This is a genomic window from Nocardia sp. NPDC051900 (genome assembly GCF_044452545.1).
Taxonomy (GTDB): Bacteria; Actinomycetota; Actinomycetes; order Mycobacteriales; family Mycobacteriaceae; genus Nocardia; species Nocardia sichangensis.
In genome coordinates this window covers 77526-88727 of sequence record NZ_JBITBU010000005.1, presented here as the reverse complement: position 1 = coordinate 88727, position 11202 = coordinate 77526, and the positions used below count along the sequence as shown (strand labels likewise).

General features: G+C 68.4%; 9 protein-coding genes. 5 read left to right on the top strand and 4 right to left on the bottom strand.

All coding sequences use genetic code 11. The annotated features are described in order from the left end of the window. Positions 1 to 324 precede the first annotated feature (324 nt). From ACIA5H_RS09575 to ACIA5H_RS09565, 3 genes are all read left to right on the top strand, one after another. Positions 325 to 2613, top strand: coding sequence for a transglycosylase domain-containing protein (locus ACIA5H_RS09575; protein ID WP_397075151.1), 2289 nt, complete (start codon positions 325 to 327; stop codon positions 2611 to 2613). Positions 2614 to 2864: 251 nt separating this feature from the next. Then, positions 2865 to 3323, top strand: coding sequence for an effector binding domain-containing protein (locus ACIA5H_RS09570; RefSeq protein ID WP_356963092.1), 459 nt, complete (start codon positions 2865 to 2867; stop codon positions 3321 to 3323). A 9-nt stretch (positions 3324 to 3332) separates the two neighbouring features. Continuing rightward, complete coding sequence (locus ACIA5H_RS09565) at positions 3333 to 3758, top strand: GyrI-like domain-containing protein (RefSeq protein ID WP_355071187.1); 426 nt, start codon at positions 3333 to 3335, stop codon at positions 3756 to 3758. 69 nt (positions 3759 to 3827) lie between these two features. Here ACIA5H_RS09565 and ACIA5H_RS09560 read toward each other — a convergent pair whose 3' ends face one another. The 4 genes from ACIA5H_RS09560 to ACIA5H_RS09545 form a co-directional block, all read right to left on the bottom strand. Beyond that, the gene (locus ACIA5H_RS09560) at positions 3828 to 4928 is read right to left on the bottom strand and encodes an inositol-3-phosphate synthase (protein WP_356963094.1); all 1101 of its coding nucleotides are present in this window, start codon (positions 4926 to 4928) and stop codon (positions 3828 to 3830) included. Further along, on the bottom strand, positions 4921 to 5478 hold the full coding sequence (locus ACIA5H_RS09555) for a PadR family transcriptional regulator (RefSeq protein ID WP_039803160.1): 558 nt from the start codon (positions 5476 to 5478) through the stop codon (positions 4921 to 4923). Before ACIA5H_RS09555 ends, ACIA5H_RS09560 begins: the two co-directional genes overlap by 8 nt. A gap of 113 nt (positions 5479 to 5591) precedes the next feature. After that, entirely contained in the window at positions 5592 to 6389 is a 798-nt protein-coding gene (locus ACIA5H_RS09550; RefSeq protein WP_397075146.1) for a DUF1707 domain-containing protein, read from the bottom strand. Positions 6390 to 6392: 3 nt separating this feature from the next. Beyond that, positions 6393 to 7496 carry a DUF1707 domain-containing protein gene (locus ACIA5H_RS09545; RefSeq protein ID WP_397075144.1) on the bottom strand — a complete coding sequence of 368 codons (1104 nt, stop codon included), beginning with the start codon at positions 7494 to 7496 and terminating at the stop codon, positions 6393 to 6395. A 112-nt stretch (positions 7497 to 7608) separates the two neighbouring features. Here ACIA5H_RS09545 and ACIA5H_RS09540 point away from each other — a divergent pair, with 112 nt between their 5' ends. Together ACIA5H_RS09540 and ACIA5H_RS09535 are read left to right on the top strand one after the other, a co-directional pair. After that, positions 7609 to 8028: a DUF5318 domain-containing protein gene (locus ACIA5H_RS09540; protein ID WP_355071181.1), complete on the top strand. Its 420-nt coding sequence runs from the start codon at positions 7609 to 7611 to the stop codon at positions 8026 to 8028. 450 nt (positions 8029 to 8478) lie between these two features. Beyond that, positions 8479 to 10908 carry a transglycosylase domain-containing protein gene (locus ACIA5H_RS09535; protein WP_397075142.1) on the top strand — a complete coding sequence of 810 codons (2430 nt, stop codon included), beginning with the start codon at positions 8479 to 8481 and terminating at the stop codon, positions 10906 to 10908. The last annotated feature ends 294 nt before the right edge of the window (positions 10909 to 11202 follow it).

The following is an 11202-nucleotide window of genomic DNA, read 5'->3' as shown; positions in this document are numbered from 1 at the left end:
CGGGGTCCCCCCCCCCCCCCCCCCCGGGCCCCCCCCCCCCCCGCCCCCCCCCCCCCCCCCCCCCCCCCCCCCGCCCCCCCCACGGCGCATGCTCGGTCTCGCTTCGTTCGAAACCCGTGGTTGAGCTGGTGTGGTGGCGTTGGCGGGATCGCCAGGGACAGATAGTTCGCCGCTTCGCGCAGCACGCTTATGGTCTGCGTGCACCGCTGTGTCAACGGCCCGAGAAGTGGAAACCCGGTTGTGAACGTACGCGGTAAACTCGGCCTTTCGATGCTCTTTTCCGTCCGTTCGTGCAGGTGAGTTCGTCCGACGCTCCGGGAGGAGATGATCGTGAGCTCGTTCCGCAAACCGCGTGAACGCAGGCGTGGCGCCAAGGGGGGTCCTCCGACCGCACCGTATGCCTCGATCGCGGGCTGGACGCAGCGGCCCGATACGCCGAACCGGAACGCGCGGGAGCGGCGCGAGCGCGCGGCGGCTCGCCGGAAATCGCGACCGACCGCGCCGCGCCCCACGGAGCCGGATCGTCCGCCGCGCAGCCGGGCCGAACGCATCCGCCGCCTGCTGCTGGCCTTGTTCATCATCTTCGGCGTGGTGCCCGCGCTGCTGTCGGTCCTGGCGTACTGGAGCGCCGAGATCCCGGATCCGAATGCGGTGCAGACGAATCAGATCGCGACCGTCTTCGCCGCCGACGGCAGCACCGTGCTCGCGAAAATCGTCCCGCCGGACGGGAATCGGACGCCGGTGCCGTTGTCCGATGTGCCGCGTCCGGTGCGCGACGCGGTGCTGTCGGCGGAGGACCGCAATTTCTATACCAATCCCGGCTATTCGACTTCCGGCTTCCTGCGCGCCGCGCGAGACAATCTGCTCGGCAAGGACAACGCGGGCGGCGGCTCCACGATCACCCAGCAGTACGTGAAGAACGCCTTTCTCGGCTCCGAGCGCACGGTCACCCGCAAGATGCGCGAACTGATCATCGCGGCGAAGATGGCACGGCAGTGGAGCAAAGACGACATCCTCGCCGCCTACCTCAACACCATCTACTACGGCCGCGGGTCGTACGGCATCGGCGCGGCGGCCAAGGTCTACTTCGACAAGCAGGTCGACCAGCTGACCCTCGCGGAGGGCGCGGTGCTCGCGGCGCTGATCCGCACGCCCTCGATCCTGGACCCGGAAACCCACCTCGCGGACCTGAAGGCGCGCTGGCGGTACGTGATCGACGGAATGGTCGAGATGGGCGCGCTCGCGCCGGGCGATCGGGACGCGACCACCTTCCCGCCGATCATCCCGCTCAGCCAGATCCCGGACGAGAACGTGGCTCGCGGCCCCGAGGGCCTGATCCGCAACCAGGTCGTGCGCGAGCTGCGCGACTCCGGCATCAGCGAGCGCGACTTGAACAAGGGCGCGCTGCAGATCACCACCACCATCGACGCCAGAGCGCAGCACGCGGTACTGGGCGCGGTGCGCGACCGGCTCGGTGCGCAGCCACCGGAACTGCGCGCCGCCGTGGTGTCGATCGATCCGCGTTCCGGCGCGGTGCGCGCGTACTTCGGCGGCTACGACGGCATCGGCTTCGACTTCGCCCAGGCGCCGTTGCAGACCGGCTCGGCGTTCAAGGTCTTCGCGGCGATCGCCGCGCAACAGCAGAGCATTCCGCTCTCCCGCGTGCTGGACAGCTCCCCCGTGACCGACCGCGGTACCCGGATCACCAACGTGGACGGCGAATCGTGCGGCAAGTGCACCATGGCCGAGGCGCTCAAACGCTCGCTGAACACCAGCTTCTACCGGCTGACCATGACGATGTTCGACGGTCCTCAGTCCATCGCGGACGCGGCGCACGCGGCGGGGATTCCGGAGGAGCTGCCCGGCGTCGCGGGCAAGACCCTTACCGAGGACGGCGGGAAACCGCTGAACGGAATCGTCCTCGGGCAGTATTCGGTCCGGCCGATCGATATGGCCTCGGCGTATGCCACGATCGGCGAGTCGGGCGTCTACCACCGGCCGTACTTCGTGCAGCGAGTGGTGACCGGTGACGGGCGGGTGCTGCTGGATCGCGGCGAGCAAAAGGTCGGCGACCAGCCGCCCGCGGGTCAACAGCGCATCTCCAAGACGATCGCGGAGAACACCGTCGAGGCGATGCTCCCGATCGCGGCCTACTCCAACGGGCACGCGCTGAAGAACAACCGCCCATCGGCCGCCAAGACGGGTACCACGCAGTTCGGCGCGAGCGAGTCGAACAAGGACGCGTGGATGATCGGCTTCACCCCGTCGCTGTCCACGGCGGTGTGGGTCGGAACCGATCAGCCACAACCGATCCGCACCGCACGCGGAGCCGACATCTACGGCTCCGGCCTGCCCGCCGACATCTGGAAACAGGTCATGGACGACGCGCTCGACGGCGCTCCGATCGAACAGTTCCCTGGTGCGCAGGCTCCGGGCGCGCAAGCCCCGGCCCGGCCGAATCCGAGCAAGCCGCCCTCCGGCGGTCCCTACGACATCCTGAACCCACCGCAGCCGTCATCGCAGCGCGAGCCCGTCGTCATCATCCCGCCCAGCCCGCAACCGCCCAGCGAGGTCGAGATTTTCCCGGGACTGAGCATTCCGGTTCCTGGATAGCGATGATGCTGTGACCTTCCGTGGCCCGGCGGAACGCATGACATGGCAGCATCGTTTGCCAGAGTGAGAGCGAACAGCGAGTGCGTCGGAACGGGCCGACGCCGAAACCGCGAAAACAATGCGGAAGGATATGCGCCCGAGCGACGACAGCGCGGCGCGAGCGACGGGCCCGGAGGCGGTAGCCTGCGTCACCACGGAGGGCACCGGGACCGACGCCAATTGAGGACAGACGAGACATAGGGGCTACGCCGGTGGATTTCAATGTCGTTGACCAACCCGAGACGCTGGTGGCGGGAACAGTGCTTCGCAGCCCCGCGCTCGCGGTCGAGGGGCCGCGCCGCGCGAAAGTCGAAGAGGCGTGGAAGCGCAACCTGGCCCGCAAACTGCCCGGACCGCCGACCACCGCGTACGTCGACCACGCGCCGGAGATCAATTCGTACCTGACCCATATCGTCGGCTACCGCTGTCACAGCTTGGCCGACCTGCAGCCCGGAGACGTGCTCGCCCGGGTGCCCGCCGGGCGCTTCGCCCGGTTCGTCGCCAGTGGAGACAATCTCGGCGACACCATCGTGAGCATCTGGCGAGCAGTGTGGGACGCGGAGGCCGCGGGGCGGCTCATTCGCGCTTATACCGGCGACTGGGAACACTATCCGGACGCACGGACGGTGGAAGTTTTCGTGGCAGTGGCAGACGATCAGGGCAACGGGTAGGAACAGACAGTGGACTTCGAGATCGTCACATTGCCGCAGAGCATGGTCGCGGGCCTGACCGTGCCGCTGGCCGGCCGGGAGGTGACCGCGCGTGACCTCGACCTGGTGAACTTCACCTGGGATCGCTATCTGGCGCGGGAGAAGAACGTGCCGCGGGTGGCGGCCTACATCGGTCAGAACGACCACGCCGTCGCCGTACTCGGCTACGAGATCGGCGCGATGGACGAGCTGGACTCCGGCGATGTGCTCACCATCATCCCGCAGGGCCGCTACGCCAAGTTCGTCGTCTCCGACAAGCCCTACGACCTGCTGCGCACCGCCTGGGCACAGGTGGCGAAGGCGGAGAACGCGGGAACCATCACCCGCTCCCACACCGCCGAGGTGGAGCGCTACACCGGCCCGGCGTCGGTGGAGGTCTACGTCTCGCTGGACTAGCGCGGACGCCGCACAACGCAGCCGGCCGGAGGCTTCTGCCTCCGGCCGGCTTGCGTCGGTGTCACCGAATCACTCGGCGCCGATGATGAAGGCTTCCAGCTGGGCGCGCGCGATGTCGTCGGCGAGCTGCTGCGGCGGGGACTTCATCAGGTAGGCCGAGGCGGGGATGACCGGTCCGCCGATGCCGCGGTCCTTGGCGATCTTCGCCGCGCGTACCGCGTCGATGATGATGCCCGCGGAGTTCGGCGAGTCCCACACCTCGAGCTTGTACTCCAGGTTCAGCGGCACATCACCGAAGGCGCGGCCTTCCAGGCGGACGTAGGCCCACTTGCGGTCGTCGAGCCAGCCCACGTGGTCGGACGGGCCGATGTGCACGTCGTTGGCGCCGAGTTCCTTCTTGAGGTTGCTGGTGACGGCTTGGGTCTTGGAGATCTTCTTCGACTCCAGGCGCTCGCGCTCGAGCATGTTCTTGAAGTCCATGTTGCCGCCGACGTTCAGCTGCATGGTGCGGTCGAGCTGCACACCGCGATCCTCGAACAGCTTGGCCATCACGCGGTGGGTGATGGTCGCGCCGACCTGGCTCTTGATGTCGTCACCGACGATGGGGACACCGGCCTCAGTGAACTTAGCCGCCCAGACCGGGTCGGAGGCGATGAACACCGGCAACGCGTTGACGAACGCGACACCCGCGTCGATCGCGCACTGCGCGTAGAACTTGTCGGCCTCCTCCGAGCCCACCGGCAGGTAGGACACCAGCACGTCGACGTTGTTTTCCTTCAGCACCCGCACCACGTCGACCGGCTCGGCCTCGGACAGCTCGATGGTCTGCGCGTAGTACTTGCCGATGCCGTCGAGGGTCGGCCCGCGCTGCACGACGACGTCGCTCGGCGGCACGTCGGAGATCTTGATCGTGTTGTTCTCGCTGGCGAAGATCGCCTCGGCCAGGTCGAAGCCGACCTTCTTGGCGTCCACGTCGAACGCGGCGACGAACTTGACGTCGCGGACGTGGTACGGCCCGAACCGCACGTGCATCAGGCCGGGGACGGTCGCGGATTCGTCCGCGTCCTTGTAGTACTGCACGCCCTGGACCAGCGAGGAGGCGCAGTTGCCCACACCCACGATGGCGACGCGAACCTCTGTGGCGTTGTCAGCCTTCTTGACGTCACTCATGGCCGATATTTCCCTCTTTCTGTGGTGCCGCCTTCGTCGATTGCTCCGCCGCAATCAACTCGTTGAGCCAGCGCACTTCGCGCTCGCTTGATTCGAGTCCGAGTTGATGGAGCTGCCGGGTGTAGCGATCCAGCGACCCACTGGCCTTCTTGATCGCCTCCCGGAGCCCCTCTCGGCGCTCCTCGACCTGACGCCGCCTGCCCTCCAGGATCCGCATCCGCGCTTCCGCGGGAGTGCGGCTGAAGAAAGCCAGATGAACGCCGAAGCCGTCGTCGGTGTAGTTCTGCGGCCCGGTGTCGGCGAGCAACTCGCTGAACCGTTCCCGCCCGGCCGGGGTCAATTGATAGACCCGTCGCGCGCGGCGTGTCGTCGCGCCCGCGGGGATCTCCTCGGCGATCAACCCGTCCGCCTGCATGCGGCGCAGTGTCGGGTAGAGCGATCCGTAGGAGAAGGCACGGAAGGCCCCGAGCAGGCCCGTCAACCGCTTGCGCAGCTCGTACCCGTGCATGGGCGCTTCCAGGAGCAGCCCGAGGATTGCCAGTTCGAGCACCGGGCTTCACCCCTGACTGTGTACAGAACCTAACCGATGGATGCGACTTTCCACTATATCGGAGCGATACATCTGTGCACAGCCGTAGGCCCCGGTGCGGCCGAACTCGCGGTTCAGCGAGAGGGTGGGAAGACCGCGAGCGGCTCGCCCGCGAAAGTGGTCGTCAGGTAGCCGGACGAGCCGTCCTTCCCCGTGACGTGGATATCCACGACGGCGCCGCGATCGTATGGACCGTGCGTATCGAACTGCACGATGACCAGGGTGATCACGCCGTCCGGGCACCTCACCGTCCGCGGCGCACCGGCCAGCAGGCCCGCGATGGCGGGCACGTCGATGGCGGCCAGGTCGAAGCTGCGGGCCCCGCGTTCCCGCTGGGAGGTCCCGGAGGTGCGGAAGTCGCCGTTGTAGTGGTAGTCGCCGGTCTCGGAGGAGCTACCGGGCTTCTGCCGGTCCACAACCGCATACTTCGGATAGAACGTGACCTCGTCGGCGTTCATATCGCCGAATTCGGCCCGGTACTCCGCGAGGAAATAGGCCAGCCCCGCGCCGGTGGTCAAGTCGGGAACGTCCTCCCCGAAGCCGGGCAGATCGACGCCGCAACGGCTGATCCCCCCGACCATCGCGCCTGCCACCAAGGCCGCGACGACCACCGACACCGGCGCCAGCCAGCGGCGCGGACGCCGCCGGTCGACCCGGACCACCGGGGCATTCGCCAGCCCGTCGGGGATCTGCAGATCATCGATCAACGCCTCGAGCTCGCCGAAGGACTTCGCGCGCATGGCTTGGGCGGTACGCGCGGCGTGCTCGTCGGCGGTGAGCTGGCCGTCAGCGAGCGCGGCGTCCAACAGCCCGCACACGTCGGCGCGGTCGGTGTCGCGGGCCCGGACGTCGCTGTATCGGGTGGTCGCCATCGCTCATCCTCCGAACGGCCATACGCGGCGCACCTCGCCCGTCGGGGTCAGCACGAAGTGGCCGCTCTCTTTCACCGCGTTGCTCACGTAGACCTCGATGACGGGTTGCCCGGCAGCAACGCCGTACCCGGGGGACAGACCGTTCACGCCCACCTTGAAATGCGTGACGACGCCGCCGGGCACTCGGGTCATGGTGGCCGCGTCAGCGAGAGCCCGGCCGATCGCCTCCACGTTCAGTCCGGCCAGATCCACCGACGGCGTGTCCGCCTTGCGTGTCTCCATCTGCATGGACTGGGCGAAACCACCGCGGTAGTCGTACTGGACCTTCCGATTCGGCTGGCCGGGCACAGCCCGGGTGAGCGAGGCGTGATCACCGTGCATATACAGCTCGTCCACCTGGAGGTCACCGAATTTCCGCTGGTAGTTGCGCAGGAAGGTGGCGATCCCCTCGGTGGTGACCAGACTCGGCGTCGGGACCACCACGGGCTGCACCGCCCCCACGTCCACGACCGGCGGGGCTTGCGCCGTGGATCGCGGTTCCGCCTCCCTGGTGACCGCGAGGAAACCGGCGCAGGCGGCCAGCGCCGCTGCCACAGCGACCGCGGCCCGATACCACTGGGCTCGATGCGACCGCGGCGGTCGCGGCGCGGGGGCGACGTCGCGTGGCCGCTGGAGATCCGCGACCAGATCGTCCAGATCTCCCAGGGTGCGCGCTTCCGCGGCGAGTTCGGTGAGGGCGTCGTGCTCGTCTTCGGACAGCTGGCCGTCGGCACGGGCGCGGTCGAGCAGTTCGCGCGTAGTGGCGCGATCGGCATCGCGCGCCCTGGTGTGACCGGGATAACTACCGCCGGAACCGGAGCGGCGCAATACTTTTCGCGCGACCGACGGGCGCTGCGCGGCGAACCCGCGCGCAGCGGCCGGGGTTTGCAGGTCGGCGGTGAGCGCGGCCAATTCGCCGAGCGTCTTCGCCGCCGCGGCCTGCGCGATCCGGTCGTGGTACTCGTCGGCGCCGAGCTGCCCCTCGGCGTAGGCGGCATCCAGAAGACCGGATGCGTCGGCGCGGTCGAGATCACGCGCTCGCATGCGCCCGGATGCTGCGGTGGACACAGACGGATCGTAGTCCGGGTAGCGGCGCGACGCGCTGGATCGGCCCGGCCGGGAACGGTCAATCCGCAGCAGCCCGGGGCGGCCCGATTCCATCCCCGCTACTCTGGTTCTCGTGCGAATTCAGCGGCAAGTTGTCGACTACGCCCTGCGGCGCCGGTCGCTGCTGGCTGACGTCTATGCGGGCCGGGTCGATGTCGCCGAGGTGTGTGATGCGAATCCTTATCTCTTGCGTGCGGCGAAGTTCCATGGCCGCGGGAGCGAGGTCACATGCCCCATCTGCCGGAAGGAACAGCTGACCCTCGTATCCTGGGTCTTCGGCGACGGCCTGGGGCCGGTCGCCGGATCGGCTCGCACACCCGAGGAGCTTGCGCGACTCGCCGAGACGCGCGAAGAATTCTCGGTTCATGTCGTCGAGGTATGCCGGACCTGCAGCTGGAATCATCTGGTGCAGTCCTATGTACTCGGTTCCGCGCCGGCACCGCCGCGACGCCGCTCCGGGACACGCGCGAACCGGCGCACCGCCGCCGAATGAAGTGCCTGGGTCGTCCCCGGCGGGTGACTCGCGGAGCCGGCATGCGTCCGCCGCGGTGACGACTACCGCTGATTGCCACCTGGACCGCTACGAGTTATGGAGATCTTGTCAGTGAATTCGCCCTACGAGCCCTACGGCGATGAGCCACATGGCGGTCGTCCTCCGCAGAGTTCACGTCCAAGTCCCAACCCGTATCAGAATCCCCGTCCCGGACCACCTCCCGGCGCCCGTCCGGTCCCGCCGCCCGGTGCGCGTCCCCTCCCCGGTGAGCCGCGCGGCCCCCAGCCGCCGCGCCGTCCCGGCCCTCCGCCGAACGGTCGTCCTCCGCAGGGCGGCCGTCCGCCCCAGCCGGGCCGGCCGCCACAGCCCAACCGCGGCGCGCCCAATGGTGGCGCTCCCGGCCCCCAGCCTGCCCAGCGGACGCAGCGGCCGGGTTCCCTGACCGAGGCGGTGAACGAGCGCGACAGGCGCGGCCCCGCCACCGGACCGCGCCCGGCCACCGGCGCGCGTCCGGCGGTGGACCGTGACGGACGTCGCGTCCCCGGTAGCGGCCCCACGACCGGCGAACGCAGGCAGGCCGCGGGCGGTCCGCCGTCGGGCCCGCCGCCGCGCCGTGGCGGCAGCGGCGGCTCCGACGGGCCGGGAAGGCGGCAGCCCGGGCAGCAGAAGAAATTCCCCTGGCGGATCGTGCGCCGCACCCTCTACGTGCTGATCGCGCTGGCCATTCTGCTGCCCAGCGGCATCTTCCTGGCCGCGTACACCACGGTGTCGGTGCCGCAGCCGGGCGACCTGAAGTCGAACCAGGTGGCGACCATCTTCGCCTCCGACGGCACCTCGGTGATCAGCAAAGTGGTTCCGCCGGAAGGCAACCGGACCGACGTCACCATCGACCAGATCCCGCCGCACGTACGCAACGCGGTGATGGCCGCCGAGGACCGCGACTTCTACACCAACCCCGGCTTCTCGATCTCCGGCTTCGCGCGCGCGGCCAGGGACAACGTTCTCGGCCGGGAGAGTGCGGGCGGTGGCTCGACCATCACCCAGCAGTACGTGAAGAACGCGCTGGTCGGTGACGAGCACTCGCTGACCCGCAAGATGCACGAGCTGGTCATCTCGGCCAAGATGGCGCGGCAGTGGAGCAAGGACGAGATCCTCGCCGCATACCTGAACACCATCTATTTCGGTCGCGGCTCGTACGGCATCGACGCGGCGGCCAAGGCGTACTTCGGCAAGCCGGTGTCGGAACTCACCGTCGCCGAGGGCGCGGTGCTCGCCGCCACCATCCAGCTGCCGTCCAGCCTGGACCCGGAGAAGAACCCTGAGGGCGCGAAGACCCGCTGGAACTACGTGCTCGACGGCATGGTCTCCGGCGGCAACCTCAGCGCGACCGAGCGACAGGGCCTGCAGTACCCGCGGGTCGTCCCGCTCTCCTCGACTCGGGACAAGGCGCAGGACTCCGGCCCCGAGGGCCTGATCAAGACCCAGGTGCTCAAGGAACTCGGCGCGGCGGGCATCAGCGAGCAGCAGCTGAACACCGCGGGCTTGCAGATCACCACCACGATCGACCCGAAGGCCCAGCAGGCCGCCGTCGACGCGGCCACCTCGAAGATGCAGGGTGAACCGGAGCAGCTGCGTACCGCCGTGGTCTCGATCGATCCGCACACCGGCGCCGTGCGCGCCTACTACGGCGGCAACGACGGCCAGGGCTACGACTTCGCCAACGCCGGTTTGCAGACCGGTTCGTCATTCAAGGTCATCGGCCTCGCGGCCAACCTGGAGCTGGGCATCCCGCTGTCGCAGATGTACGACAGCTCGCCGCTGACCGTGAACGGCATCAAGATCTCCAACGTCGAAGGCGAGGGGTGCGGCACGTGCACCATCGCCGAGGCGCTGAAACGGTCACTGAACACCAGCTTCTACCGGATGGAGCTGGACATGCAGAACGGCCCGCGCAAAATCGCCGACATGGCGTACAAGCTCGGCATGCCGGACACCATCGCGGGAGTCGGCAAGACGCTCACCGAGTCCGACGGTTCCGGGCCCAACAACGGCATCGTGCTCGGCCAGTACCAGGCGCGCCCGCTCGACATGGCCTCCATGTACGCGACGCTGGCCGCCTCCGGCGTCTACCACGCGCCGCATTTCGTATCGAAGGTCGTGACCGCCGACGGTCAGGTCCTGCTCGACCGTGGTGAGGTAGCCGGTGAGCAGCGCGTTTCGGCCGCTGTCGCCGACAACGTCACCGCCGCGATGAAGCCGATCGCGGCCTACTCCCGTAACCACGGGCTGGCCAACGGGCGCGAATCGGCGACCAAGACCGGTACCGCGCAGCTGCTTGATACCGGCGAGAACAAGGACGCCTGGATGGTGGGCTACACCCCGTCGCTGTCGACGGCGGTGTGGGTCGGCAGCGTCGACAACTCGCCGCTGCGCAACTACAGCGGCGGCATGATCTACGGCTCCGGTCTGCCCTCCGACATCTGGAAGGCGACCATGGACGGCGCGCTCTCGGGGACTCGCAACGAGACATTCCCGAAGCCCGCCCCCATCAAGGGCCAGGCCGGTGTCCCCGAATGGTCGGCGCCCTACACCCCGCCGTCCACGGTCGACTCTCCGCTGCTGCCGCCCGTGGTGGTCGCGCCGACCCAGGTGGAGATTCTGCCCGGCATCACGATCCCGGTCCCCGGCGTCCAGCCCGCACCTCAGCAGCAGCGCCCGCAGCAGCAGCGTGAACCGGACTCCGGACCGCTGCCCGGCCAACCGGTCGCACCGTCCGACGGTGCCGCACCGACGGCCACCGGCTCACCGAGACCTGGCAACAACGGCAATTCGGGTAACAACGAAGGCACGAACGGAACCGCTCCGACACGGGGCCGATAGTTCGCCGGCGCACAGGCCGGGGCCGACCGCATCAGGTTCGGTCCCGGCCTTCGTCGTATTTGCGCCGGATTACCGAGAGACGGCTTGCTCCTTGGGCTGGTAATTCCGGGAAGCCGTGATCGATCGGTCCGGTCGGCGAATTCCATGCCCGGCGCCCTCGGATGCGAGTACATATCCGAACTTCGGTGGAACAGGACCACCGGGAAAAACCGCCCCCTCTGGGCAGACATCATTGGTCAACAGGCGGATAGCCGGACTTGCCAAGAATATCCAGACCAGAATGCGCCGATCATT

Coding starts and splice junctions, on each gene's coding strand:
- ACIA5H_RS09575 (WP_397075151.1), top strand. CDS start 325: ATGATCGTGAGCTCGTTCCGCAAACCGCGTGAACGCAGGCGTGGCGCC.
- ACIA5H_RS09560 (WP_356963094.1), bottom strand. CDS start 4,928: ATGAGTGACGTCAAGAAGGCTGACAACGCCACAGAGGTTCGCGTCGCC.
- ACIA5H_RS09550 (WP_397075146.1), bottom strand. CDS start 6,389: ATGGCGACCACCCGATACAGCGACGTCCGGGCCCGCGACACCGACCGC.